The following is a 24,287-nucleotide window of genomic DNA, read 5'->3' on the forward strand; positions in this document are numbered from 1 at the left end:
CCATGCAGGACGCATCGGCGCCCATCACGCATAGGCGGGTGCTGAAGATCGCAGTCCCGATTGTTCTGTCGAACGCAACCGTGCCCATTCTTGGCGCGGTCGATACGGGCGTTGTGGGGCAAATTGGGCAGGCCGCACCGATTGGTGCCGTTGGCGTGGGCGCGGTCATTCTGGCCTCGATCTATTGGATATTCGGTTTTCTACGCATGGGCACGACCGGTTTGGCTGCCCAAGCGCGCGGGGCAGGTGACGTGGTGGAAACCCGTGCTTTGCTGATCCGGGGCTTGATGTTGGGTGCAGCGGCCGGTGTGTTCTTTGTTCTTGCGCAAGCAGCGGTCTTTGCCGGGGCATTTGCCCTGTCACCTGCCAGCCCCGAGGTTGAGGCATTGACGCGCACCTATCTCGAGATTCGTATTTGGGGTGCTCCGGCCACCATTGCTTTGTATGCCGTGACCGGATGGCTGATCGCGGTTGAACGGACGCGTGGCGTTTTCATTCTGCAAATCTGGATGAACGGGCTGAATATCGTTCTGGACCTTTGGTTTGTTCTGGGGCTGGGATGGGGCGTGGAGGGCGTCGCTGTGGCCACCCTGATCGCCGAGTGGACTGGCTTGGCGCTGGGCTTGTGGCTGTGCCGGGACGGATTCGAAGGCAAAATCTGGCGTGACCGGGCCCGGATTTTCGATGCCGCGCGCCTGCGTCGAATGATGCAAGTCAACGGTGACATCATGATCCGTTCCGTCCTTTTAACAGGCTCGTTCACGACCTTTTTGTTTGTCGGCGCGGATCTGGGCGACGTGACGTTGGCCGCCAATCAGGTTCTTCTGCAATTCCTTGAGATCACAGCCTTCGCCCTGGACGGGTTCGCCTTTTCGGCCGAGGCTTTGGTCGGTGGCGCAGTCGGTGCGCGGGATCGGCACCAGCTGCGACGCGCCAGTATCATGGCATCGCAATGGGGGCTTGGTGGAGCCATATTACTGGGGGCTGTGTTCTTCCTGGCTGGCCCGGCCCTGATTGATCTGATGTCAACCTCGCCCGAGGTGCGTTTGGCCAGCCGTGACTACTTGTTTTGGGCGGCGTTAGCGCCAGTTGTCGGTGTGGCCAGTTGGATGTTTGATGGCATCTACATTGGTGCCACTTGGACCCGCGCCATGCGCAACGCAATGATTCAATCCGTAGCGATCTATGTGGTCGCTCTGTTCGTTCTGGTACCGAGCTTTGGCAATCACGGCCTTTGGGCCGCACTGATGGTTCTGAACATCGCGCGGGGTGCGACGATGGGCTGGCGCTATCCCAAGCTTGAAGCGCAAGTGGCCTAAAGCAAAGCCAACAGGTTCTCCGGCGGACGCCCGATGGCAGCTTTGTCAGCGGCAATGGCCAGAGGCCGTTCGATCAGAATGGGGTTCTCGGCCATGGCGCGGATCAGCTCGTCATCCGATGCGGTTTTTGCCAGCCCCAATTCCTTGAACCGCTTTTCGCCGGTACGCACCATGTCAATTACAGGCAGTCCCAGTGCTTTCTGAGCGGCCCGCAACGCATCGGCCGAGGGCACATCTTCAAGGTATTTTCGCAATGTGATCTGCGCACCCTTTTCTTCCAAAAGCGCCAGTCCGGCGCGGGATTTGGAACAGCGGGGGTTATGCCAGTATTCGATCACAGCCAGTCCTCTCGTTTGCTGCCCACGGCCTCGGCAACGCTGTCATAGCCATCACGCGCCAGCAATTGATCTAGCCCATGCGCGATATCAGCAGCAAGTGAGATCCCACCGTAAACCATGGCGGTATAGAACTGTACAGCAGACGCCCCGGCGCAGATCTTGGCGTAAGCCTGTTCTGCGTTGCTGATGCCGCCGACGCCGATCAGCGGGATTTCTCCACCGGTCAACTGGCTCAGCTTTGCCAGCACGCGGGTGGATTTTTCGAACAAAGGCGCGCCAGACAATCCTCCGGCTTCACCTTTATGCGCGCTACGCAACCCGTCACGCGACAGGGTGGTGTTGGTGGCGATCACCGCATCCACGCGGGTTTCGCGAGCAACCTCAGCAATGTCCTGCAACTCAGGCTCGGTCAGATCAGGCGCAATTTTCAGAAAGATCGGAAGCGGGCGGGGCAGTGCATCGCGTATTTCGATCACACCATTCAACAGCGCGGTCAGCGCGGCCTTGCCCTGCAAATCGCGCAGTTTTTCCGTGTTCGGTGACGATACGTTTACGGTGGCGAAATCCAGATGTGCCGCGCAATGTGCCAGAACTTTCGCAAAATCACCTGCTCGGTCTTCGCTGTCTTTATTGGCCCCAAGGTTCAGGCCGATCACAGCGTCTTTGGGGCGCTCTGCCAGCCGTTTGGCCATCACCTCCATGCCTTCGTTGTTGAAACCAAAGCGGTTGATGGCTGCCTTGTCCTCGGTCAGACGAAACAGGCGTGGTTTGGGGTTTCCTAGCTGCGGACGGGGCGTGACTGCGCCCACCTCGATAAAGCCAAACCCGGCGCGCGACAGAGGTGCGAGGACCTCACCGTTCTTGTCGAAACCAGCGGCCAGGCCGACCGGATTTGGCAGATCCACACCCGCCAAGTTGGTTTTCAGGCGCGGTGTTGTCACAGGCCCCGGCGCGGGCGTTAGACCGGATTTAAACGCCTTGATCGACATGCCATGAGCAGCTTCGGGGTCCATGCGGTGCAGAGCGTTCAGCCCCAGTTTTTCAATCAGTTTCATCCGAAGGCCTTTCCGCTTTCCCCTGATCCGCACCGGATCAGGCGCGAGGTTTCGACCGCAGCCTGACGATGGATCACCGCCGCCCGGTACACCGGGTCTGTCACCATTTCAAGGAACGCGTGTGCTGTCGGATAGCGTGCGATAAAGACGGCATCCCATGTTTCATCCGACGGCCCAATGAGAGTTGTTTCAAACACCCCACGCCACAAAATGCTTGCCCCGATACGTGCAACAATCGGCGCAGTTTCAGCGCCGTATTTCTGATAGGCTTGTGCCCCGGTCAGCCCCGCGCCCGCCAATTCATGCGCAGCAGGATACTGCGCTGTGGCCCGGAATTTCACCAGATTGAGCATTTCAATTGGCTGGTTCCGGTCCAGAGCCTTAAATGCCTCGAACTGATCCCGTTCCGGGTCGATAAAGGACGTCATTCCATATCCTCGGGGAACTGGTGAACAGCACCGTCAAACGGCAGGGGGCGTGACCAGACAACGTCGCTAAGCCGGATCTGGCGATAGAGATGCGGGAACAGGGCACCGCCGCGCGATACTTCCCATTTCAGATCGTCGCCCATGGCGTCGGCATTACAGGCCAGTAACGTCAGATAATCCACACCTGCGAAGTGTTTCGCCGCCGTCTCAGCAGCTTGTTCAGCCGTTGAAAAATGGACAAAGCCATCGGTGACATCAATTGGCGCGCCATCTGTCGCGCCCTTGTCTTGCAAGGCGGCCCATTCATCGGCCCGGAAAATTTTGTAAATCAGCATATCGATCTGATGCCCCGCGCAGCGCTTGGAATCAAGCTGGATTTCCTCTTTGACTCTTGGGCGTCATAGGCGCACGATCTCTGAAAATATAAACAGGGAGATTCAGTATGTTGACCCGATTTCTGGCGTCTACAGCAATTCTTGGCCTGACTGCCGGCGTGGCAGCGGCCGAATACAAGCTAACCATTCTGCACACCAACGACATTCATAGCCGCATCGAGTCGATAAACAAATACGACTCGACCTGCGATGCTGAGGATGAAGCAGAAGGTAAGTGTTTTGGCGGGGTTGCGCGCCTCAAGACGATCGTTGATTCCCGCCGTGATGCGCTGGCGGATCAGAATGTTCTGCTGCTGGACGCCGGGGACCCGTTCCAGGGATCGCTGTTCTACACCACCTACAAAGGTTCAGCAGAAGCCGAATTTATGGAAGCGATCGGCTATGACGTCATGGCCGTGGGCAACCACGAATTTGACGACGGCCCGGAAGGGTTGGCGTCGTTTATTGAAACGGTCAGCTTTCCGGTGATTTCAGGCAATCTGGACCTGTCATCGTCGGCCGAGCTGAAGGGCAAGGTTGAAAACCATGTGGTGCTTGATGTCGGCGGACAGAAAGTGGGCATCATCTCGGCGTTGGCTACGGATACGGTCGAAACGTCAAGCCCCGGCAAAGATGTCGTGTTTCAGGACGAGATCGAAAGCCTGAAAGCGGATGTGGCCGCTTTGCAGGATGAAGGCGTCAATATCATCATCGCGTTGAACCATGTGGGACTGGCCAAGGATCTGGAAATTGCAGAACAGGTGCCGGGGCTTGACCTTGTGGTCGGTGGCCATTCGCACACGCTTTTGTCAAATACACAGGAAGGCGCCGCCGGGGCATACCCGACGATGGTCGGCGATGTGCCGGTTGTTCAGGCGTATGCCTATTCCAAATACCTGGGCGAAATCACACTGACCTTTGATGACGATGGCAATCTGATCGCCGCAGAAGGAGAGCCCATACTGCTGGACGCCTCAGTCACACCTGACGAAGGCATCGCGGCCCGCGTGGCCGAAATGGGCGCGCCAATTGAAGAGATGAAGCAACGCGTTGTTGCAAGCTCGGCCGCCGCGATTCAGGGCGACAGGTCGGTCTGTCGGGTACAGGAATGCGAAATGGGCAACCTTGTGGCCGACGCGATGCTGGCCCGTGTCGCCGATCAGGGTGCGCAGATTGCGATCGCCAATTCAGGTGGCCTGCGCGCTTCGATCGATGAGGGCGACGTGACCATGGGTGAAGTTCTGACGGTGCTGCCGTTCCAGAACACGTTGTCCACTTTTGAGATCACCGGTCAAACCGTCATTGATGCGCTGGAGAATGGTGTTAGCCAAGTTGAAGAAGTAAAAGGCCGCTTCCCGCAAGTCGCGGGCCTGAGCTACACTTGGGACCCAAGCATGGCCCCGAACGAAGGCCGCATCAGTGAGGTCATGGTGGCCGAAGGTGATGGGTTTGTTCCGATTGACCCGAACAAGACCTACCTCGTTGTGACCAATAACTATGTGCGCAACGGCGGCGACGGGTACTCGATGTTCGAAGGCGACGACAAGAATGCCTATGATTTCGGCCCCGATCTGGCCGATGTCACAGCTGAATATCTGGCGGAAAACGCGCCGTATCAGCCTTATCTGGATGGGCGTATCAAGCAGAAGTAAATCTACCGTCTGAAACAAAAAAGCCGCATCCAGGTGATGCGGCTTTTTTTGTTTCGCTGCGTGTCAGCTGAAATCGTATTCCGGCCAGAGTTTCGGGTCAAAGCCGTCCAGCATTGCCGTTATGTGATCGGCCACTTCGCGCCAGCCGCCAATTGACTTGGTCGAGATCTTGCTTCGCACTTGATCCACACTGGCCGTGCGAACCTGTTTTGTGTTTTTCTCGGGGTGTACCATCGACTCGTGCCAATCTACTCCGCAAAATTCAGCCACGCGCTGGCTGTGGGTTTTGGGATCTGCCACCAACTCTTCGTAGGGCAAAGTTAGGATCTTACCTTCGAACACCGTGTCCCAGTGCGCTATATAGCGGCGATAGAGATTGGCGGAATGTGCAATGGCGTCCAGACTTGAGGCGTAGTTCATGCCGCCTGCGGGAAAACGTCTGATCCATTTCGACAAACCGACGTCTCTGGGATCGCGCAGCATGTTGACAATCTTGGCGTTGGGGAAGGCGGCCAGAATAAACCCAACGCGCTGGTAATTGTGCGGCAGCTTATCGACAAACCCAATCGAGTTTTCCGGTATGTTCGGCATGTTTTCCCGATACGAGCGCGCGATGTCTTTTGCGGCTTCCGCGTCAAACACCTTGTCGGTTGCGTGGAAATTGTTTGTCAGTTCCGGGATCAACATCAACTCACCGCACCCGGCGATGTCGGGGGCCGAACTCAGCATCATTTCCATCAGGGTCGTGCCGGATCGCGGCTGTCCAATCACAAAAATCGGCAGCGGCGCTTCGGACTGGATACCTTCAAAGGATGATGTTCCTTCGGGGAACAGCTCGATGATTTTGTGCAGCTTTTCTTCTTCTGCTGCAAAGTCATAAGGCACCGCGTCGTGTTGTACGGCATTTGCTTTTGCAAACTGGGGCAAAGCCGCGGCGATACCGTCGGTTTTTTGGACAAGATGCGCCTTGGCAAATTCTAGCTCTTGCAGGGGTTCATCTTTTTCAGCCGCCGCAGCCTCGACCGCAGACATCAATTGCGGCACGTTCTCTTTTGACGCCATTGTGGCCGCTTGCAGCAGAGCATTTGCGTGATGGGGTTGAGTGTTCAGGATGTCGTTTAAGATACTGAACGCCATTTCCTTGTCGCCAGAATGATGCAGATTGAGCGACTTTTGGAAAGCGACCATGATGTTTTCCGGTGCCAAGTCATAAGCGCGTTCTATGTCACGCGTGCTTTCCTCGACAAAGCCCATCTGAAGATAAGCCCGCGCCCTTTTTGCAAGAAGTTCCGGGTTGTTAGGGTCCGAAGCAAGGCTATGCGTTGTGAACTCGACAATCGAACGCCAGTTTCGGCCTTCGCGCTGAATCTCGTCAATGACCCGGCGAAGTTCCTTGTTGTTGGGAAACTGTTCCACCTTTTGTTCGGCATATGTCAGTGCGCGCGTGATTTGTCCCGTTTGCATCAGGGCATTTGCCAGGTTTTCGGCAAATTGCGGATCATCGGGTTTCTTGCGCGAGGCTTCCAAAAAGTGGGGTATGGATTTCTTGTACTGCTTCAGCTCTGTCAGAACAAAACCGGCGATTGCATGAAAATCCGAGTCCTTGGGGAATTTCTTGACCCCAAACTGGGCTTTCTTCAAGGCCTGTTGCAGTTTGCCTGTTTCCAAAAGGGAAATTGCTTTGCTCTTGAGGGTTTGAGCGGTTTGGTTTTTCATGTGACCCGAAAGATCCTGCGCCTGTATCAAGAATATATCGATGGTTCATTACCTATGTGCGGACGGTTTGCAATAACTCTTCCCAATGACGCCATGGCGCAGCTGTTTTCTGCACGGCCTGCAAACTCATTACCTGCCGTTCCAAATTACAATGTTTGCCCGACAAATCAGGTACATGTGGTGCGCAGTGGCGAGACCGGTCGTCATTTAGATGCGCTGCGTTGGGGGTTTTTGCCACATTGGTACAAATCCGAAACAGCCGGACCATTGTTGATCAACGCCCGGTCAGAGACTTTGGCTGACAAACCAGCCTTTCGCGACGCTTGCCGATCGCGCCGTTGTTTGATCGTGGCTACGGGGTTCTATGAATGGACCAAGACCGAACAGGGAACCCGCTTGCCGTGGTACATCCATCGCAAGGATGGGGCACCGATTGCCTTTGCTGGGGTTTGGCAGGACTGGGGCCCTCAGGAAAGCCGACAGGGCACCTGTGCGATCGTGACGACAGGTGCAAATGAAGGCCTCAAGGGCATACACCATCGGATGCCCTTGATCCTTGAGCCTGAAGATTGGCCATTATGGCTGGGCGAGGCGGGAAAAGGGGCCGCGCGATTGATGCAGCCGGGGGCCGAGGATGTGCTGACCTTTCACCGCGTCGACCCGGCAGTGAATTCGAACCGGGCCAGCGGACCTGAACTGAATGAACCTTTTGGCGGGTGAGGGCGCGTGGCCTTTCCTTTCGAAACACAGCAAGCTAGACCTCTGGTATGGCTTTGAAATTCCCCGATCTGTCCCAACTTTACGCGCATGGTTTTGACACGGTTATCGACGTGCGCAGCCCGGCTGAGTATGCCGAGGATCATTTGCCGGGTGCGATCAACTTGCCGGTTCTGAATAATGAGGAACGGGCGCGCGTCGGGACCATCTATGTGCAGGAAAGCCCCTTTCTGGCACGGAAACTTGGGGCGGCGCTTGTGTTCCGCAATGCAGCCAATCACATCGAACAGCACCTGAGCCAACACGAGGGCAGTTGGCGCCCCTTGGTCTATTGCTGGCGCGGTGGCCAGCGTTCCGGATCGTTCACCTGGATGTTGCAGCAAATCGGTTGGCGCGCTGATGTGGTCGAAGGCGGCTATCGCACCTATCGCCGGTTGGTGAATGCGTATTTGTACGACGATCCTCTGCCGCATCGATTGATCGCCTTGGATGGCTATACCGGAACGGCCAAGACGGATCTGTTGGCTCTGTTGCAAAGGCGCGGCGTACAGGTTCTGGACCTTGAGGCATTGGCCAATCACAGGGGATCTTTGCTGGGGGAAAGGCCAGGTGGACAGCCTGCGCAAAAGGCGTTTGAATCGGCATTGTCCAGCGCGCTGTGCGCAATAGATCCAGCGCGTCCTGTTGTAGTCGAGGCGGAGTCTTCGAAAATCGGCAGTCTGATCCTGCCGCCCAGCCTTTGGACGGCGTTGTGTGCGGCCCCCAGGGTGCAAATCACAGCGCCGATTGAAGCGCGGACCGCTTATCTGGTGAGGGCCTATGACGATATCCTGTCCGACAGTGATCGTTTGCGGGATCGGTTGTCCCCGCTGCGTTTTCATCGCGGTCACGAGGTCGTCGACGGGTGGATGTGCCTGATCGATGCGGGTGAAAAACACGCGCTGACACAGGCGTTGATGGAACAGCACTACGACCCGGCCTACACCAAATCACGGCTATCCCGGTCGGTTGAGGTGCTGGCCAATCTCGACATTGCGTCCTTGGACGACGGCGGCCTTTCAGCGGCCGCGTCCCAAATCGAAAGCCTGCTGGATCAACTTTGAAGCCGCAGGCCCGGTGTTTCAGTCAATTCGCCTATGATCACAGCCGGATAACCCGCGGCCTTCAAATCCTTGATCAGGGCATCGGCCACTGACGGATCGACAGCGGCAAGCAAACCACCAGCCGTCTGAGGATCAAACAGCAAAGCGGCTTTGCCTTCGGCGGGCAGGTCCATGGCAATCACCCGGTTGTCGGCAAAGATGGTCGAGCGCACGCCCTGATCTGTCAAAGTCAACGCGCCGTCCATTACCTCGACCGCGTTCAGATCAAGTACTGCACCACAGTTTGACGCGTCGCAGATACCGTGCAGGTGCCCGGCTAAACCAAACCCGGTCACGTCGGTCATCGCATGGGCCTTGGCCAGTATTCTTGATGCTTTCCCTTGCGATTGGGTCATGTGCTGATAAGCGGCCGCGACCCAGGCTCCATCTGCCAGACCGGCCATTTCGGCAGCCATCAGAACGCCGCTGCCCAAGGGCTTGGTCAGGATCAAACGGTCTCCCGGTTGCCCGCCCGACAAAGTGATGGGCGGCGTTTCACACAGGCCGGTTATGGTAAAGCCGATGGTCATCTCATCGCCCATGGAACTGTGGCCACCCACGATCTCAGCCCCGGCCTCTCTCATCACGTCGCCTGCCACTGCCATGATTTCTGACATGGTGCGGCCCTGAAGACTGGCAGACATACGAGGAAGGATGATCGTCGCAGTTGCGGCCTGAGGTGCAGCCCCCATGGCCCAGATATCCCCCAAAGCGTGAACAGCAGCGATACGCGCCATCAGGACGGGATCATTGGTGAAAGCCCGCAGGTGATCTGATGTCATGACCTGCTGAACGCCACCTGTTTGTAGCAAGGCTGCATCGTCTCCGGGCAGGGGGATGATGTCTGAACGGTCAGGTGCGGGCTGGGATTTCAGTGCTGTCTGCAACGCATCGCGCCCGACCTTGGCGCCGCATCCTCCGCACATGGGTTTTTCCCCAAGCGCCTCATCCAGCCCGAAGGCCCGGTCGTGTGGCAATGCAGAAAGCTTCATTTGCGGCAGGTCTCGAAACCTGTTCATGAAAGTTTGGTCGATGTGGTTCTTCCATTTCCACATGATCGGGCCGCTCAAGGATGTACCTAAACGCTCACCCAGCGCGGATTTGCCGCCCAACGAGATCAGTTTGAGGTAATCCTTCTGCGGGACATATCTGCGCATCCGTCCCGCACTTAGTGCAGCACGCAGATTGTCGAAAAGAACGGGTGCTTCGCGCACCGCGTAAACGCCTGCCTTGGGGCGCGGATTTTCTGACAGATGAGCGCAATCCCCGGCGGCAAAGACAGCAGGATCGCTGGATTGAAGATAGCTGTTCACCCGGATGTACCCGTCTTGCAGATCCAGCCCTGTACGTGCGATCCAGTCATAAGGGCGCGCGCCGGCGGCTCCGGTGACGAAATGGGCGGGGATAGCGCGGCCGTCCTGCAGTTGGACGTGATCAGCGGCGATCCGGGTAATCACTGCGTTTTCGATGACTTCCACACCCAGATCCTGCATGGCGCGACGGATCGTGGCCTCCGCCTTGGGTTTGGTAGCCGCCAGGATTGAGGCATTGTCGATCAGCGTGATCCGCGCCGCGCGCTCCTTTGCTTTGAGAGCGTGGGCCATGGCCATGACCAATTCGGCCCCGGCAACGCCCCCGCCGATCACCGCGACAGACGCAGGGCCATCATGATTCAGATAGTCAGCCCATCGCGCGGCAAATCGGCCCAGAGGTTTGGCTGGAATGGCATGTTCGGCAAAGCCCGGCAGAGCGGGCATGTCCGAGGTGATCCCAACATTGACCGAAGCCACATCGAACCCGACTGGCGGGTGCCCGGAAACATGCACCTGATGGCTATCAGTATCGATCCCTTCGACGGCACCCAGTATGACCCGCGCATCTGCAAAGCGCGCCAGTTTTACCAGATCGATGTCCAATTCCCATCGGTCGTAGTGCCCGGCGACATATCCCGGCAACATACCGGAATAAGGAGCAGTAGGGCCTGGATTTATTACAGTGACCCGCGCACCTGCAAGAGGAGTCATCCCCCATTTTCGCAAAAGCAGCGCGTGGGTGTGACCTCCGCCAACAAGAACCAAATCGCGGGTCAGGGGCAGCGGAGGTGAATGCATAGGAATTAGTTCGCGCTATGGTCCGGGACGTCTTCGACCTGCTCGACCGCGTGGGTGGCCCAAAGCTCATCCTCACCGGCATCCGGCAGACCTTCGGGCATTTCATGACGGTGAATGTGCCATTTGGCAATGAACAGGGCCGTGATCGGAGCGGTCAGGAACAGAAACAGCGTGATCAGCAGCTCGTGCATGGACAGTTTGCCCTCCAGCAGCACCGAATGCGCTATTGAAGCCAGCAAGACGCCGCCCACTCCCAACGTTGTCGCCTTGGTCGGCGCGTGCAGGCGCGACATTGGATCTTTCAGTTTGATCATCCCAAACGAGCCGACAAACCCGAAGATACCCGACATGATCAGGAATACGGCGATCAGCAATTCGACGAGAAATGTCATGTCGCCCTCACTCGATGATGTTGCCGCGCAGCATGAAGCGCGCATAGGCCACGGTTGAAACAAAACCCAGCATGGCAATGATCATGGCGGCCTCGAAAAAGATCTCGGTACCTTGATCCAGACCATAAAGGATCATCAGGGCAATGGTGTTGATCACCATCGTATCCAGCGCCAGAACGCGCGTGCCGACGCCGTCAGCGGTGATGATCCGCCACAGGCACATCATGATTGCGGCGCCAAAACAGGCGAAGGCGAAGTAGATGGCGTATTCGATCATTCGAAAATCTCCTTCAGGCGGCGTTCATAGCGTTGTTTGATCTGATCGCGAACCGCCTCGGGGTCGGGGGCGTCAAGGCAATGGACCAGCAGGTTATGCCCTTGTGCCGACAGATCGCAGCTGACCGTGCCGGGGGTCATGGTGATTGTTCCGGCCAACACGGTAATCGCCTCGGGGGTGCGCAGTTCCAGCGGGACGCAGATCCAGTTGGGTTGGCGGTCGGCATCCCGCTTGAACAGGATGATCCGGGCAACGGTCACGTTTGCAACCACAATGTCCCAAAGCACGACCAGCATATACTCTGCCACCATCCGCCAATTACGCAGTTTGGGGCGATCCGGCCAATAGGGCTGCGTTATGAAGGGGATGATGATCCCCAGGATCAGGCCAAAAACCAACGAATTCAACGATCCATTATTGGCCAGCAAAACCCACACGAATGTCAGCAAGAAAGTCAGATGAGGGTGCGGAAAAATCCGGCGCAGCAGTTTCATCACTCTTCCCCTCCCAATACGGCAGAGATGTAGTTTTCAGGCGCAAACAACTGGCCTGCCGTTTTGCTTGTGTATTCCAATGCAGGGCCCGCAAACAGGGTCAGAAGGATCAGACCTGCCACCAACCCAAACACGGCTGTGATAGCAAGGCCCGGTTGCGGTTCCGGGGCAACCGGTGCGGGTACCTCTTCACCATCGACAGGGTCTTCTACTGTAAACACCTGCGTGTCGTGGCTTTTCCAGAAGATCAATGTGCCCGCGCGCGCCAGCCCAACGATGGTGACAAAAGATCCGATCAGAATAACAGCCCAGACCGCAGTTGCGTCCGATGCATCGCGAGACGCGTCCAGCACCAGCAGTTTACCGATGAATCCCGAAAGCGGCGGCATACCTGCCATCGCGATGGCCCCGACAAAGAACAGGGCCGAGATCAGGCCGCTTTGCGGCATGGGCGCTGTTGGTGCAATTGCCCCGCCGCGACGCTCCATCACCAGATCAGCAACAAGGAACAACAGCGCAGTCGCCAAGGTCGAGTGGAACACATAATAGAGTGCTGCAGCCGTCGCATCTGGCGTGAATTGTGAGATCGCGATCAGCAAGGTCCCCATCGAGGCGATGGCGCAAAACGCAACCATGCGAGCTATGTGTTGCGATCCCAAAATTCCGATGGCCCCAACGGCCAAAGTCACAAGCGCTGCGGGTTGCAGCCAATCGCCCACCAAACCTTGCGTCGCTTCGACCTCGGGTCCGAAGGCCAGCGTATACATGCGAATGATCGAGTAAGCACCAACTTTGGTCATGATGGCAAATAGGGCAGCCACGGGTAATGGCGCATTGGCGTAGCTGGCTGGAAGCCAGAAATGCAGCGGCAAAACGGCGGCCTTGATACAGAACACCAAAAGCAGGAGCACTGCGCCAACCCGCAAAAGGGCGGTGTCCTCGGCGGGGATTTCGGCAACGCGCACAGCGATGTCTGCCATGTTCAGCGTACCGGTGACGCCATAGATTGTCCCCAATGCAAACAGGAACAGGGTCGAACCCAAGAGATTGTACGCAACATATTGCACGCCGGATTTCAACCGGACCGAACCGCCTCCATGGGTCATCAAACCGTAAGAGGCGATTAGAAGGACCTCGAAGAAAACGAACAGGTTGAACGCATCGCCTGTCAGGAAAGCTCCGCAGACGCCCATAAGCTGGAAATGGAACAGAGCGTGGAAATGTTTGCCGCGCTCATCCCAGCCCGACGCGATGGCATAAAGCACAATCGGCAGGGCCAGTAGTGCCGTTAGCAGAACCATCATGGCCGACAGCCTGTCCAGCACCATGACGATGCCGAATGGCGCTGGCCAGTTGCCAAGCTCGTAGACCAGAATTTCACCGCCCGAAGCCTGCGCGGTAATGGTCAGCGCTATGCCAAGCAGGGCAATAACGCCCGAGACCGAGAAGATACGCTGCAGGTCCAGATGATAGCGCAGGACCATGATGATAAACGGGGCCAGGATCGCGGGAAGGACGATCGGCGCAACGATCCAGTGGTTCATGCGTCTTCTCCCGGCGCGTCTACGCTGTCCTGTGGGCTCATGTCGATATGGTCATCCTTCGAGGACAAATAAGCCGAGAGCGCGATCATCACGATTACGGCTGTCATTCCAAAAGAAATCACGATGGCCGTCAGCACCAGCGCCTGTGGCAGCGGGTCGGTATAGGGCACGTCTTCGTATTTGTTCAGAACGGCAGGCGCATTCAGCGCGAGTCGCCCGGTGGCAAACAAGAACACGTTCACAGCATAGGTGATGAGTGACAGGCCCAGAATGACCGGGAATGTCCGACGACGCAGGATCAGGAAAATCCCGGCGGCGGTCATAATGCCTACGGCAGAGGCTACGAGCGCTTCCATCAGGCCTGCTCCTTCTCTTTGTCTTCATCTTCAGAGGAATCCCGCAGCGGGTTGATATCCATTGGGAATTCCTGTGCCATGCCCGGCCGCCAGGCAAAGCGTGACAGGCTGTCCAGCGCGAGCATCACCGCCCCAAGAACGGCGAGAAAGACGCCCACGTCAAACAGCATGGCCGTGGCCCACTCGAACTCTTCCAGCGGCGGCCAGTTGATGTAGCCAAAATCGCTGGTCAGGAAGGGGCGTTCGTTGAACCAGGCCCCCAATCCGGTCGCCGCAGCTATCAGCACGCCCCAGCCGATGGTTCCGTGATAGTAGAACCTTTGCCGTTCGATGGCCCAGGTGTAACCGCTGGCCATGTACTGCATCAGGAACGCAATCGCGACAATCAAGCCCGCGATGAAGCCACCCCCGGGTTGGTTATGTCCGCGGAAGAAGATGTAGGCGCCCACCATCAATGCGATTGGCATCATGACGCGAGTGACCACAACCATCATCAGCGGATGTGAGTCCCCAGATTGAGGCCAGTGCGGTTTGCGGTTCAGCAAATAGCCGCGCACATTTGTACCCAGAACCGCTTCGGTCAGGGCAAAGATGATCAGCGCCGCGATGCCCAGTACGATGATCTCGCCAAAGGTATCAAAGCCCCGGAAGTCGACCAGAATGACGTTCACGACGTTCGTGCCGCCACCACCTTTGTAGGAGTTCGCCAAATGGAAGTCCGAGATCGTTGGGAACGCGAAATCCCGCAGCATGATCGCGTAGATCAGTGCGCCGGTCCCGATGCCCGCGACGACAGAAATCGCAGCGTCTCGCCACCGCCGTGCGGCTGAACTGTCCCACGGCGTTTCCGTGGGCAGAAAGTTCAGCGACAGCAGAAGCAGGATCATGGTTACAACTTCAACCGAGATTTGCGTCAGCGCCAAGTCCGGCGCGGATAGATAGTTGAAGGCGACTGACACGATCAGGCCCACAACGCCAATCAGAACAAGCGAGAGCAGGCGGTTGCGGTGGAACCACATGATGCCCAGCGTCGCGCCGACCAGACAGAGCCAGCCGACGATCGGGATGATTTGCGCAGGCAGTGGAACGCGGGTTTCAACCCCAATGGTACCGGTAGAATAGGCGTAGTAGCCCAGCCCGACCGTAAAGGCGATGAAGATGATCGCATAACGGCTGAGGACACCGTTGTGCAGCTCATCCGTAACCCATTGGCTGAGGCGCGTGAAGGCGTGGATGATGGTTTCGAATATCACCTTGGCTTCAGGGCGTGGCAGGGCATTCCAAAGCTGCTCTCCGCGTTTGTGCATCGACAGCAGGAACAGACCGCCCAGCGTTGCTACGATCGACATGTACAGCGCGGGCACAAAGCCGTGCCACAGTTTAAGCGAATAGTATGGCAGCTTTTCCCCACCGATCACAGCGCTGGACACCACGGCGACCAACGGACCGACAATGGCGGCTGAATAGAGACCGATCAGAACGACCAGCACGACAAGGAAAGCGGGGGCAATCCAAAGCCCAACCGGCGGATCATGCGGATGTGCAGGGTAATCGTCGCGCTGCGGGCCAAGGAACACGTGGCTCACGAAACGGAAGGAATAAGCTGCGGAAAACAGAGATGCGAGCAAGGCCAGGCCCGGCACCAGATAGGCTGAGTTCAGCCATGTGGTGTGCACGGTTTCTTCCAGCATCATCTCTTTCGACAAGAAGCCGTTCAGGGGTGGCAAACCAGCCATTGAAAGCGCGGCGATGGTGCCGATTGTGAAGGTGATCGGCATCAAATGACGCAAACCGCCCAACCGCTTGACGTCGCGTGTTCCGGTCTCATGATCGACAATCCCAGCTGTCATAAACAGCGCTGCCTTGAAGGTCGCGTGGTTGATGATGTGGAACACCGCTGCCACGGCTGCGAATTTCGTGCCGAAACCCAGCAACATGGTGATCAGGCCCAGATGCGACACAGTCGAAAACGCCAGCAGCGCTTTCAGGTCATCCTTGAACAGCGCAATCACCGCGCCCAGCAACATCGTCACCAGACCGGTAGTGGCCACGATATAGAACCACGCATCCGTCCCGGCCAAAACCGGCCACATCCGCGCCATTAGGAACAGACCGGCCTTCACCATGGTGGCCGAGTGCAGATAAGCAGATACGGGTGTCGGTGCCGCCATCGCGTGCGGTAGCCAGAAATGGAAAGGGAACTGCGCCGATTTGGTGAAAGCGCCCAGCAGGATCAGGATCAGTGCGGGAAGGTAGTAGGGCGAAGCTTGGATCAGCTCTTTGTTCTGTAGAATGACACTCAGGTCATATGAGCCCACGATGTTTCCCAGGATCAGCATCCCGGCGATCATTGCCAACCCGCCGCCTCCGGTGACGGCCAGCGCCATCCGCGCACCTTGACGGCCTTCGGGCAGGTGCTTCCAATAACCGATCAGCAGGAACGAGCTGAGCGATGTAAGTTCCCAGAAAATAAGCAAAAGCAGGATGTTGTCTGACAGAACAATCCCGACCATAGCACCCTGAAACAACAGCAGATAAGTGTAGAACTGCCCCATCGGATCTTCGCGCGACAGGTAGAACCGCGCGTAAAGGATGATCAGCAGACCGATACCCAATATCAGTAGGGCGAACAGAAAGCCCAACCCGTCCAACATGAAGTTGGCATTCAGGCCAAGACCGGGAATCCAATCGAAGCGGGCGGTCACGACGTCTCCGCGCATGACCGATGGGATGTGGATCAGCAAACCCATTAGGGCAAGAAACGTGGTTAACGCCGCAGCGGATGCTGCCGCGTTTCTGCCTGCTCGGATCAGCAGAGCAGGGAATACAGCACCAAGGAAAGGAAGGGCCGCGATAAGGAATAGGGACAAGTGCGATACTCCGGTCTGAGCGGTCAGGATGAAGCCTATTTTGTAAAGATATTTCCTAGGCTGTCCAGATTTTGTAACTTCTTCACTGATAACTAGCGAAACATTTAACTGTACGGTAGCCCTGTGAAAAAATGACGCAATCTTGATCCTGTGCATAGGTTTTAAGGCATCCGTTTCCACCCAAATGTGCTAGATGAATGGGCATCGAACAGGAGGCTATCGGTGATCGAAAAAGTGAACCGAACCCGAAGGTGGGTGTTGATCGGCGGTGGTGTCTCGATCGCCGCGGGCTTTGCGATCCGGGAATATCGTTTGATCCCCGAAGATCACAGGGGCGGGCGGATCAGCGTTGAAATGGCGCATGAACAAGCCCGCGAAGGAAAAATACTGTTGGTCGACATACGAACTCCGCGGGAATGGCGCGCATCGGGCATTGGCGAAGGTGCATCGCCGCTTGATATGCGGCGCGAAGACTTCGTTGAGACCTTGCAGCAGATGACCGGTGGGAGGCTGGATACGCCAGTGGCGCTCATATGTGCGCGGGGGGTGCGCTCAGCGCGTTTGAGCAACCAACTTATTGCAGCGGGTTTTACCCAGATCATTGACGTGCCCGAGGGTATGCTGGGCTCGGCCGCAGGCCCGGGTTGGGTCAGGGCCGGGCTGCCGGTTCGAAAGTTTAACGAGGATGCAGGATGATCCGAACACTTAGTCTGGCGGCACTCATTGCGGCCGCCGGGCAGGCCGCTTGGGCCGGATGCGCCGGTCAAGACATGGTTTGCGAAACACCGATGGGCGCGTATCATCTTGAGCTGCCCGAGGGGGACAACCCTCCGATGGTGGTGTTCCTGCACGGCTATGGTGGCAGCGGATCGGGCACGATGCGCAATCGCTCGATGGTCGAACCTCTGCTGAAGCGTGGCTATGCGGTTATGGCGCCTGAGGGTTTGGAGCGACCGGACCGTGGCGGCACCAAAAGCTGGAACTTTTATCCGGGTTTTGGTGATCGGGACGAAACCGCCTTTCTGACCGAAGTCATGCAAGATGCCGCAGACCGGTTTGGCGTCGATCCTGATCGGGTTCTGCTGGGTGGATTTTCGGCAGGCGGCTTTATGGTCAACTACCTGGCCTGTGACGCACCGGATACATTCTCCGCTTACGTACCGGTGTCCGGAGGGTTCTGGCGTCCGCATCCTGAGACGTGTGAAGGCCCGATCCGCATGTTCCACACCCACGGTTGGACAGACAATGTCGTACCGCTTGAAGGGCGATTGCTGGGCGGTGGGCGCTTTCAACAAGGCGACATCTTTGCCGGGCTTGAAATCTGGCGTGAAGCCAATGGCTGCGTCGATCACAAACCAAGCAGTTTCACTGTGACGGACGACTTCATGCGTCGCCGCTGGACCGGTTGCGCCGAAGGCAGCGCGTTAGAATTCGCGCTGTTTCCCGGGGGGCACAATGTTCCTGCCGGTTGGGCAGACATGATCGTCGATTGGTACGAGGGGTTACCCGGCAGCTGATTATTCTGCCGGGGTCATGTTGCCTTTGCCTTCGACCAACCGCTTCAACTCATCCCGATAACGGCGGGCTGATCGAGTGATGGCGGGTTCGCTGAAGTCTTCGCGCATTCCGACCATTCTCCGGGCCGCGCTTGCCGAAACACCGCTGAGGGCCGAAAGCGGTATGGCCAGCGCGAGGCTAATGGCAATCGGGGCCAACCAGATCGAAACCAGACCGGACAGGATACCCACGCTCAGCGCGATGCCACTGATCGTTTCCAATGCGTGGCACAGCACCAACGTACCGAGCCCATAGCTGCCGCCATCGCGGGCTTGCGGAGACCAGCCGCGTTGGATGCCAAAGGCCGTGCGGAAGACCGCAATCATCTGCTGCACCATCAGAATAGGCGCGTACAGAATAGAAAGTAGAACCTCGGCCAGGAACGACGTCAGAAACTTGCGCGCACCACCAAAGTCGGAATAGCGCACACCGCTGAGTGGCAGAGCCAAAACACCCAGCACTTTGGGGGCCAGCAGCATGGCGTACATGACCAGAATAATCAGCACATGACGGGTTTCCGACATCTCGGGCCATTGGGGGAACAGCGGATTGTCAGGGCTGAAATAGTGTAGGACGGATGCGTCCTGACCTTGACCAATCAGCGCCCACATCAAGAGCAGTGCGAACCACAAGGGTGACATCAGATATCCGATGGCGCCATGGAACATGTGAAAGCGCGACACAGCGCGGAACCCGGTTGACCCCAGCAGTTTCAGGTGTTGCAGGTTGCCCTGACACCAGCGGCGGTCCCGCATGGCATGATCGATGAGGGTGGGTGGTGTTTCTTCGTATGATCCGCGAATACGCGGCAGAAAGCGCACGGCCCAACCCGCGCGGCGCAGCAATCCCGCCTCGACAAAATCGTGGCTCATGATCAGCTTGTCCTGACCGCTGAATGAACGCAGCTTGGGCAGGCCAGCGCTTGTGGCAAAAGCCTTGGTGCGGATGATGGCGTTGTGGCCCCAATAGTTGCCTTCTTGCCCGCACCAGCGCGCCAGACCTTCGGCAAAGGCGATACCATAGACACCGTTGGCGAATTGCTGCATCCGGGCAAAAACTGACTGCGCGCCAATGAGCTGCGGGTAGCTTTGAATCAATCCCGCACCGGGATCACGCGCCAACGCATCGGTCAGACGATAGATCGCGCGTCCGGTCATCAGGCTGTCGGCATCCAACACCAGCATCGCATCCCAGTCCGCACCCCAGCGGCTCACCCAATCGGCGATGTTGCCTACCTTTCGGTCAGTATTCTGTTCACGGCGGCGATAGTACAACTCCAGCCCCGGTGCCAAAGTGGTGCGCAACGCCTCGACACTGGCCTGTTCCTGCGCTGCTATCTCGGGGTCCCGCGTATCGGAAAGGATGAACATGGCATAGTGGTGCCGCCCACCACGGGTTTGTAAATCTTCAAGCATGGTGCGGGCGTTGCCCAGTACGTTCCACGGCACCTCGTTGTAAACCGGGGTCAGCAAGGCCACACGCAGCGGCTGCGCGCGATGGCTTTTTTGGGGACGGTCCTGCCTAGACAGGGACACCATACCCAAAAGCACCGTGCAAACCGTGAAAGTGATCCAGAAAAAGTTGAACGAGATCAGCGCCAGCAGTATCGCTTCGACCAGATTGATCCCCTCGGCGCTGAACCAGTCACTCATCACCCAGAGCAGACCCAGTGTTGCCGCCATTGCCGGGGAAAACGCCAAAGCACGCCAGAACCCAGCCGACGAGCCGCGCTTGCCGGAAGGCGCATTCGCATCCCGGAACCGCGCGCTGAAGTTCTGCGCGGGCATCGCCAGAGGGGCTTCTGGCGGCATGATATGCAGATCGCGGCTCATGTGGTCCAACGGTAAAGCCAGACCTCAGAGGCAGGCTGTTTGTCTTTCAGAAGCTGAGCGCGCAGTTCGACATGATTGCGATCTTCAGGCTGGAAAGAAAAGGCCAGACGCAGGCCACCGGTATCGGGATTGCGTTGCAGAACACCTTCAGAAGTTTCGGCATGAGGTGAGTCAACAAAGATCGAGATCGCGTCGATGTCCTCGAACAGTTCACTGTCTTCAAAGTCGATGACTGCCAGACGACCCTCACCAAAGGTATTTTCGCCCATCGCGCTGTTGATGACACGCGGCATTGGAGTGCGTTGGGGTTCTTCCCCCCAGATCAGGCGATAGGACAGATCAACTTGACTGCCCGCCGCATAGGGCTCTGATGGGCGCCAATAGGCGACGATGTTGTCATAGATTTCCTGATCTGCCGGGATTTCAACCAGCGTCACGGTGCCTTTGCCCCAATCCTGGTTGGGTTCGACCCACAGGCCAGGACGTTTGTGATAGTTGGCCTCAAGGTCTGCGTAATCCGAAAACTCGCGCTTGCGTTGCATCAGACCGAAACCACGTGGGTTCGTGTCCACAAAAGACGAAATTTGCAGACGGGTCGGATTGGCTAGCGGCCGCCACAGAACTTCGCCTGCGCCATTGCGGATCAGCAGCCCGTCGCTGTCATGAACCGCCGGGCGGAAATCGTCGAACCGGCTGTGGTTGGTCTGATCGAACAGGAACATCGACGTTCCCGGTGCGATACCGACATGAGACAGATCTTCGCGTGGGAACAGCGTAGCTTCGACATCCATGATGCAGTCTGCACCTGCGGTAACGTTGAACCGATAGGCACCGGTCACGCTGGGGCTGTCCATCAGCGCGTGGACGACCATATTACGCTGGCCGGGTGCGGGACGTTCCAGCCAGAAGCGGATGAATTCGGGGAACTCCTCACCATCCGGATCGCCGGTTTTCAGCGCCAGACCACGCGCGGACAGGCCATAAACTTCGTGCAGGCCGATGGCGCGGAAATAGCTGGCTCCCTGCCAGACGCAGAATTCATCTGTCTTGCCGGGGCGGTGCATCTCGGTCCGAAGGCGCAAGCCCGAAAAGCCAAGCGTGTCGTCGATCGGCAGTTGCGGCACATCTTCGGACTTGTCGAACATGTCCAGATCGAAGGCGACCGGTTTGGTCATTCCATTCTCAACCGTTTCAACTTTGACAGTGCGCGGGAAATAGAGACCTGGCGTGAAGAAATCGACGTTGAACGGCGTTTCGGTTTCGTACCATAGAGCACGATCCAGCCTGAACCGGATCGAGCGGTACTGCTGATAGGTCAGATCCTGCCATTCCTGCGGCACCATCTCGCGTTCTGCATAGGGGCGGCTGGCCAGGTCGCGGGCCATTTTGATCACATAGTCGCGGCCAAACGGAACCTCACCGCCCGTTGCATAGGCAGACGGGGCAAAGGCCAAGGCGGTCGTCGAGACGAGGAATGCGCGACGGGTAAAGTTCATTTCTTTGTCTTCCAGGGTCGTGACTTGAACCACGCGGCCAGATAGGCCACGCCGATGATCATCGCAAAGCCAATCATGTTGGCGATAAAGACACTGGCAACATCCCGCCCAGATTGGTCTAGCGCCACGCCGATCAAGCGGGCTGCGGCCATGGAAAACACAAAGACGGCAAGGGATTGCTGACCGACCTTTGTGATAACTGCCAGCAGGAATTGCCAGACACGCGCGCCCATGCTGTGGCCGGTTGCGATCAGGCGATGGCCATGTTCGCCGGCTGCAACCCAGCCCAGATAGGCCAGTGACAGGAAGTGGACATAGCGCAGAAGGCCAAATTCGGTTTTGCCGCGCAGCTCTTCAGTCAGGGGCCAGCCCTTGCGGATCACAGCGCCAAGCTCGGGCGCGGCAGTGTTGATCCAGGTAAAGACCTTCCACGACCCGAACGGAGCCGACAAGACAACAAAGGCGATTGCCGCCCAGATCAGTGCCTTTGATACCGGCGGGGCTGGAATCCAACCGCGCATAAAAGCGAACCCCGTGAAGAAAAGCAGCTGCCAACCAAATGGATTGAAGAACCACTGACGGTCTGACCACGGTTCGGCCGGCAATGCCAGCGCACCGGTCTGAGCGATAAACCAGATCGCCATGCAAACCGCTGCCATCAGCCAGAAACTGACACGGTAGAGCGCCATGTACAGCGGCATCAGCGCCAGGACCACCAGATACATCGGCAGAATGTCAAAGTAGTTTGGCACATAAGTCAGCGTAAAAATTCCAACCATCTGCGGGGCCGGATCGTTGAAGAAATGCTGCAGGTTGAGGGATGAGATATAGGTCTTTTCAAACCACCCTGTCTGATCTAGCGCGGCCATGGTCATGGCTACAAAGAAGAACAGGCAGATATGCGCCCAGTAGACCTGCCAGATACGGAAGGCGACACGCGCTGTTCCCATCCACCAACCTTTGCGCAGAAATGCGCCGCCAAAAGCAATGGCCGAGGCCATGCCCGAACAGAACACAAAGATCTCGGTCGCGTCTGAATAACCGAACCGCGCGGGTATCCACCTGGCCCAGGGATCGTTGGGAATATGGGCAATCAGAATGATGAACATCGCGATGCCACGATAGAAATCCAATCGCGGATCACGCGTGCGGGCAGGAGCTGCGGCCGGGGCCGATGCAGATGCAAAATCAGAAGCGGGCGATATGGTCGCCATACGTTTTCTGTCCTTCTTGGTCGTCTTGTTATTCTGCGGGAACGCTTTGAACGTCGCCGCTGTCTCGGGCCGCGTCGATCAGGGCACGGCGCGCGACGGCATAATTGTCTTCGCCTCCGGCACGCTTGGCGCGGCGGTCGTCCAGAATGCGCTCGACCGCGTCCAGACGTCCGGCGCGCAGGCCAGAATCGATGGTAATGCGTTCAAATACATCACGTTGCGCGTGGCTGCCACCGGCCAGTTGCATCGATCCACGCGCCGTCAGCAGGTGATCGAAGGCGGTGCCATAATGGCCGTCTCCGAAGGCTTCCAATCCCATGGCTGCTGAAACACCCGGATCAGCCATACGACGGGTGGCGTCATCATTGGCTTGGGCGGCATCACGGTTCATCCGGCTCAGCATCTTGGCGGTGGAATCGGCGCGGTTATCGCCCGTCAAGGCCAGCAGGTAATGCAGGTCCGCAAAGATCAGGCAGCCATCTTCGGTGCGCGCAGCACTCAGATCAGCCAGTTCTTCCCAGCGGTTTCCAACATTTACGCCCTCAAGCTCAAGCCGAGACAACAGCGAGGTTGCATTCGAAATGTCGCGGTAGTCGTCGGTTTTATCCTTGCGGATATGGGCGTCATACAGCTCCATCACCTGATCGACCTGGCCCAGATCAAGATGCATCAGGGCTTTGTGCCACCAGACGTGATAGCGGAAATTGTTACAGTGCGCCCAGGCGTCTTCGCGTCCGGCCAACCAATCCAGACCCAGCTGTGCGTTGCCGGTCATCTCATGAACATGGGCCACCGCGTGCAGACCCCATGCATCATCCGAAACCATCCACAACGCCTGACGGCCAGCGATCTCGGCTTTTTCGTAGGCACCAGTTTCCTCCAGCGCAAAGGAGTGGCAGCCCAACAGATAACCCCGACCGGGATGGTCGGGATCATAGGATGGCATCACGCGTTCAATCGACCGGCGCATCCCATCGGCATCACCCAGTACGAATCGTGTCGCATGGCTCAGTTTCATCGCCAATGTGTCCTGCGGGTGTTCGCGCAGAATGGCTTCGAATTTCTGAACCGCCTGCGTCTGTTGGCCTGTCAGAAACAGCGCCAACGAGTCTACGTACAGCTGCTCTCGGGCCGAAATCGGTTGCCGCTCGGACGCGGCATTGGCCGCAGCCAGAGCCTCTACCGCGACCGCCATCATCTCGCGCCGACCCAGCAGAGCCATGAACAGACCTTTGACCGCATGACCCAGCGCAAAGTCGGGCTCAAGCTCAAGCACCTTGCCCAGATGTTGGGGCGTGACTGCCGCATGCGCCATGAACCCAAGCAGAACACCATTCCATGCATCCACAGCCGCTGGCTGCGTCAGGGTGTTCATCTGTCCAAAAACGTCTTGTTTCATACTT

Annotated in this window: 22 protein-coding genes; 6 read left to right on the forward strand and 16 right to left on the reverse strand. The window is 57.6% G+C overall.

The genetic code is table 11. The features are described 5' to 3' along the window. Positions 1 to 2 precede the first annotated feature (2 nt). Positions 3 to 1,319, forward strand: a complete 1,317-nt coding sequence (locus tag GOV89_RS11345) for an MATE family efflux transporter (RefSeq protein ID WP_171238237.1) — start codon at positions 3 to 5, stop codon at positions 1,317 to 1,319. On the opposite strand, the gene arsC is transcribed toward GOV89_RS11345, so the two are convergent. From arsC to GOV89_RS11365, 4 genes are read right to left on the reverse strand one after another with little or no spacing between them, the layout of a single operon-like run. Continuing rightward, on the reverse strand, positions 1,316 to 1,657 hold the full coding sequence (gene arsC, locus GOV89_RS11350) for an arsenate reductase (glutaredoxin) (RefSeq protein WP_171177544.1): 342 nt from the start codon (positions 1,655 to 1,657) through the stop codon (positions 1,316 to 1,318). The genes GOV89_RS11345 and arsC overlap by 4 nt on opposite strands. Next, positions 1,654 to 2,712, reverse strand: coding sequence for a quinone-dependent dihydroorotate dehydrogenase (locus GOV89_RS11355; protein WP_171238238.1), 1,059 nt, complete (start codon positions 2,710 to 2,712; stop codon positions 1,654 to 1,656). Before GOV89_RS11355 ends, arsC begins: the two co-directional genes overlap by 4 nt. Continuing rightward, the gene (locus GOV89_RS11360) at positions 2,709 to 3,140 is read right to left on the reverse strand and encodes a DUF1330 domain-containing protein (protein ID WP_171238239.1); all 432 of its coding nucleotides are present in this window, start codon (positions 3,138 to 3,140) and stop codon (positions 2,709 to 2,711) included. Before GOV89_RS11360 ends, GOV89_RS11355 begins: the two co-directional genes overlap by 4 nt. After that, on the reverse strand, positions 3,137 to 3,475 hold the full coding sequence (locus GOV89_RS11365; protein ID WP_171238240.1) for a DUF952 domain-containing protein: 339 nt from the start codon (positions 3,473 to 3,475) through the stop codon (positions 3,137 to 3,139). Before GOV89_RS11365 ends, GOV89_RS11360 begins: the two co-directional genes overlap by 4 nt. Before the next feature lie 107 nt (positions 3,476 to 3,582). Between GOV89_RS11365 and GOV89_RS11370 the strand changes: the two genes are divergently transcribed. Further along, positions 3,583 to 5,166 carry a bifunctional UDP-sugar hydrolase/5'-nucleotidase gene (locus GOV89_RS11370; RefSeq protein WP_171238241.1) on the forward strand — a complete coding sequence of 528 codons (1,584 nt, stop codon included), beginning with the start codon at positions 3,583 to 3,585 and terminating at the stop codon, positions 5,164 to 5,166. Positions 5,167 to 5,229: 63 nt separating this feature from the next. Here the strand turns inward: GOV89_RS11370 and GOV89_RS11375 are convergent, their stop codons facing one another. Beyond that, positions 5,230 to 6,882 (reverse strand): tetratricopeptide repeat-containing sulfotransferase family protein, encoded by a 1,653-nt coding sequence (locus GOV89_RS11375; protein WP_171238242.1) that lies wholly within the window; start codon positions 6,880 to 6,882, stop codon positions 5,230 to 5,232. Between the two features lie 54 nt (positions 6,883 to 6,936). Here GOV89_RS11375 and GOV89_RS11380 point away from each other — a divergent pair, with 54 nt between their 5' ends. Further along, positions 6,937 to 7,602, forward strand: coding sequence for an SOS response-associated peptidase (locus GOV89_RS11380; protein ID WP_171238273.1), 666 nt, complete (start codon positions 6,937 to 6,939; stop codon positions 7,600 to 7,602). Positions 7,603 to 7,649: 47 nt separating this feature from the next. Further along, positions 7,650 to 8,702: a tRNA 2-selenouridine(34) synthase MnmH gene (gene mnmH, locus GOV89_RS11385; RefSeq protein WP_171238243.1), complete on the forward strand. Its 1,053-nt coding sequence runs from the start codon at positions 7,650 to 7,652 to the stop codon at positions 8,700 to 8,702. On the opposite strand, the gene selD is transcribed toward mnmH, so the two are convergent. The 7 genes from selD to GOV89_RS11420 are packed head-to-tail and all read right to left on the reverse strand — an operon-like array spanning position 8,693 to position 16,785. Further along, positions 8,693 to 10,852 carry a selenide, water dikinase SelD gene (gene selD, locus GOV89_RS11390; RefSeq protein WP_171238244.1) on the reverse strand — a complete coding sequence of 720 codons (2,160 nt, stop codon included), beginning with the start codon at positions 10,850 to 10,852 and terminating at the stop codon, positions 8,693 to 8,695. The two genes, mnmH and selD, sit on opposite strands and share 10 nt — an antisense overlap. A 5-nt stretch (positions 10,853 to 10,857) precedes the next feature. Further along, the gene (locus GOV89_RS11395; protein ID WP_171238245.1) at positions 10,858 to 11,244 is read right to left on the reverse strand and encodes a Na+/H+ antiporter subunit G; all 387 of its coding nucleotides are present in this window, start codon (positions 11,242 to 11,244) and stop codon (positions 10,858 to 10,860) included. Positions 11,245 to 11,251: 7 nt separating this feature from the next. Further along, entirely contained in the window at positions 11,252 to 11,521 is a 270-nt protein-coding gene (locus tag GOV89_RS11400; RefSeq protein ID WP_170459173.1) for a K+/H+ antiporter subunit F, read from the reverse strand. Continuing rightward, positions 11,518 to 12,015 carry a Na+/H+ antiporter subunit E gene (locus GOV89_RS11405; protein ID WP_171238246.1) on the reverse strand — a complete coding sequence of 166 codons (498 nt, stop codon included), beginning with the start codon at positions 12,013 to 12,015 and terminating at the stop codon, positions 11,518 to 11,520. The genes GOV89_RS11400 and GOV89_RS11405 overlap by 4 nt, the downstream gene beginning before the upstream one ends. Next, positions 12,015 to 13,559 carry a monovalent cation/H+ antiporter subunit D gene (locus tag GOV89_RS11410; RefSeq protein WP_171238247.1) on the reverse strand — a complete coding sequence of 515 codons (1,545 nt, stop codon included), beginning with the start codon at positions 13,557 to 13,559 and terminating at the stop codon, positions 12,015 to 12,017. Before GOV89_RS11410 ends, GOV89_RS11405 begins: the two co-directional genes overlap by 1 nt. Then, the gene (locus GOV89_RS11415; protein WP_170751150.1) at positions 13,556 to 13,915 is read right to left on the reverse strand and encodes a Na+/H+ antiporter subunit C; all 360 of its coding nucleotides are present in this window, start codon (positions 13,913 to 13,915) and stop codon (positions 13,556 to 13,558) included. The genes GOV89_RS11410 and GOV89_RS11415 overlap by 4 nt, the downstream gene beginning before the upstream one ends. Next, on the reverse strand, positions 13,915 to 16,785 hold the full coding sequence (locus GOV89_RS11420) for a monovalent cation/H+ antiporter subunit A (protein ID WP_171177522.1): 2,871 nt from the start codon (positions 16,783 to 16,785) through the stop codon (positions 13,915 to 13,917). Before GOV89_RS11420 ends, GOV89_RS11415 begins: the two co-directional genes overlap by 1 nt. 222 nt (positions 16,786 to 17,007) lie before the next feature. Between GOV89_RS11420 and GOV89_RS11425 the strand changes: the two genes are divergently transcribed. Together GOV89_RS11425 and GOV89_RS11430 are read left to right on the forward strand one after the other, a co-directional pair. Further along, positions 17,008 to 17,481 carry a rhodanese-like domain-containing protein gene (locus GOV89_RS11425; protein WP_171238248.1) on the forward strand — a complete coding sequence of 158 codons (474 nt, stop codon included), beginning with the start codon at positions 17,008 to 17,010 and terminating at the stop codon, positions 17,479 to 17,481. Next, complete coding sequence (locus GOV89_RS11430; protein ID WP_171177519.1) at positions 17,478 to 18,302, forward strand: PHB depolymerase family esterase; 825 nt, start codon at positions 17,478 to 17,480, stop codon at positions 18,300 to 18,302. Before GOV89_RS11425 ends, GOV89_RS11430 begins: the two co-directional genes overlap by 4 nt. Here GOV89_RS11430 and mdoH read toward each other — a convergent pair whose 3' ends face one another. Genes mdoH through GOV89_RS11450 form a run of 4 tightly spaced genes read right to left on the reverse strand, consistent with a single transcriptional unit; the run spans position 18,303 to position 24,283 of the window. Continuing rightward, a complete protein-coding gene (gene mdoH / locus GOV89_RS11435; RefSeq protein WP_171238249.1) occupies positions 18,303 to 20,174 on the reverse strand; it encodes a glucans biosynthesis glucosyltransferase MdoH in 1,872 nt (623 codons plus the stop codon). Beyond that, the gene (locus GOV89_RS11440) at positions 20,171 to 21,670 is read right to left on the reverse strand and encodes a glucan biosynthesis protein (RefSeq protein WP_171238250.1); all 1,500 of its coding nucleotides are present in this window, start codon (positions 21,668 to 21,670) and stop codon (positions 20,171 to 20,173) included. Before GOV89_RS11440 ends, mdoH begins: the two co-directional genes overlap by 4 nt. Then, a complete protein-coding gene (locus tag GOV89_RS11445; protein ID WP_171238251.1) occupies positions 21,667 to 22,884 on the reverse strand; it encodes an OpgC family protein in 1,218 nt (405 codons plus the stop codon). Before GOV89_RS11445 ends, GOV89_RS11440 begins: the two co-directional genes overlap by 4 nt. Positions 22,885 to 22,912: 28 nt before the next feature. Next, positions 22,913 to 24,283 carry a tetratricopeptide repeat protein gene (locus GOV89_RS11450; RefSeq protein WP_171177511.1) on the reverse strand — a complete coding sequence of 457 codons (1,371 nt, stop codon included), beginning with the start codon at positions 24,281 to 24,283 and terminating at the stop codon, positions 22,913 to 22,915. Positions 24,284 to 24,287 lie beyond the last annotated feature (4 nt).

It is taken from the genome of Ruegeria sp. HKCCA5763, from assembly GCF_013034545.1.
In the GTDB taxonomy this organism is placed as follows: Bacteria; Pseudomonadota; Alphaproteobacteria; order Rhodobacterales; family Rhodobacteraceae; genus Ruegeria.

Excerpts from the sequence above, each read along its gene's own strand:
- GOV89_RS11345 (WP_171238237.1), top strand. The coding sequence starts at position 3 with ATGCAGGACGCATCGGCGCCCATCACGCATAGGCGGGTGCTGAAGATC.
- GOV89_RS11355 (WP_171238238.1), bottom strand. The coding sequence starts at position 2,712 with ATGAAACTGATTGAAAAACTGGGGCTGAACGCTCTGCACCGCATGGAC.
- GOV89_RS11360 (WP_171238239.1), bottom strand. The coding sequence starts at position 3,140 with ATGACGTCCTTTATCGACCCGGAACGGGATCAGTTCGAGGCATTTAAG.
- GOV89_RS11365 (WP_171238240.1), bottom strand. The coding sequence starts at position 3,475 with ATGCTGATTTACAAAATTTTCCGGGCCGATGAATGGGCCGCCTTGCAA.
- GOV89_RS11370 (WP_171238241.1), top strand. The coding sequence starts at position 3,583 with ATGTTGACCCGATTTCTGGCGTCTACAGCAATTCTTGGCCTGACTGCC.
- GOV89_RS11375 (WP_171238242.1), bottom strand. The coding sequence starts at position 6,882 with ATGAAAAACCAAACCGCTCAAACCCTCAAGAGCAAAGCAATTTCCCTT.
- GOV89_RS11380 (WP_171238273.1), top strand. The coding sequence starts at position 6,937 with ATGTGCGGACGGTTTGCAATAACTCTTCCCAATGACGCCATGGCGCAG.
- mnmH (WP_171238243.1), top strand. The coding sequence starts at position 7,650 with ATGGCTTTGAAATTCCCCGATCTGTCCCAACTTTACGCGCATGGTTTT.
- selD (WP_171238244.1), bottom strand. The coding sequence starts at position 10,852 with ATGCATTCACCTCCGCTGCCCCTGACCCGCGATTTGGTTCTTGTTGGC.
- GOV89_RS11395 (WP_171238245.1), bottom strand. The coding sequence starts at position 11,244 with ATGACATTTCTCGTCGAATTGCTGATCGCCGTATTCCTGATCATGTCG.
- GOV89_RS11400 (WP_170459173.1), bottom strand. The coding sequence starts at position 11,521 with ATGATCGAATACGCCATCTACTTCGCCTTCGCCTGTTTTGGCGCCGCA.
- GOV89_RS11405 (WP_171238246.1), bottom strand. The coding sequence starts at position 12,015 with ATGAAACTGCTGCGCCGGATTTTTCCGCACCCTCATCTGACTTTCTTG.
- GOV89_RS11410 (WP_171238247.1), bottom strand. The coding sequence starts at position 13,559 with ATGAACCACTGGATCGTTGCGCCGATCGTCCTTCCCGCGATCCTGGCC.
- GOV89_RS11415 (WP_170751150.1), bottom strand. The coding sequence starts at position 13,915 with ATGGAAGCGCTCGTAGCCTCTGCCGTAGGCATTATGACCGCCGCCGGG.
- GOV89_RS11430 (WP_171177519.1), top strand. The coding sequence starts at position 17,478 with ATGATCCGAACACTTAGTCTGGCGGCACTCATTGCGGCCGCCGGGCAG.
- mdoH (WP_171238249.1), bottom strand. The coding sequence starts at position 20,174 with ATGAGCCGCGATCTGCATATCATGCCGCCAGAAGCCCCTCTGGCGATG.
- GOV89_RS11440 (WP_171238250.1), bottom strand. The coding sequence starts at position 21,670 with ATGAACTTTACCCGTCGCGCATTCCTCGTCTCGACGACCGCCTTGGCC.
- GOV89_RS11445 (WP_171238251.1), bottom strand. The coding sequence starts at position 22,884 with ATGGCGACCATATCGCCCGCTTCTGATTTTGCATCTGCATCGGCCCCG.
- GOV89_RS11450 (WP_171177511.1), bottom strand. The coding sequence starts at position 24,283 with ATGAAACAAGACGTTTTTGGACAGATGAACACCCTGACGCAGCCAGCG.